Below are 449 nucleotides of genomic sequence, written 5' to 3'. Positions count from 1 at the left end.
TGCGGAAGCGGTACAACCCGAACAAGACTGTTCTCCAGGCCGCGCGTGAGCGCATCGCGTGGACTTTCGACGAGTTCGAGAAGGTGTACGTCTCGTTCTCGGGCGGCAAGGACTCCACGGTCATGCTGCACCTGGTCATGGAGGAGGCCATCAACCGCCGCCGCCAGGTCGGGGTGCTCATCATCGATCTGGAGGCCCAGTACCGGCACACGGTCGACCACATTCAGGCATGTGTCGACCTGTACCGGGAGCACATCGACCTGCACTGGGTGTGCCTGCCGCTGAACCTGCGCAACGCCGTCACCAACTTTGAGCCGCAGTGGACGTGCTGGGACCCCGACCAGCAGCGGCTATGGGTGCGGGACCTGCCGGCGGATGCGCACCCCGGCTACGACTGGTTCGTACCGCGCATGGAATTCGAGGAGTTCATGGTCGAGTGGGGGCACCGG

General features: G+C 64.4%; 1 protein-coding gene. It reads left to right on the top strand.

The window, feature by feature from the left end:
- Positions 1 to 449, top strand: a 449-nt coding sequence (locus B7P34_RS36235) for a phosphoadenosine phosphosulfate reductase family protein (protein WP_223268632.1), incomplete at both ends; no start/stop codon positions are given.

This window comes from Streptosporangium nondiastaticum (genome assembly GCF_003011965.1).
GTDB lineage: Bacteria > Actinomycetota > Actinomycetes > Streptomycetales > Streptomycetaceae > Streptomyces > Streptomyces nondiastaticus.
This window is presented reverse-complemented; position numbering and strand designations above follow the sequence as displayed.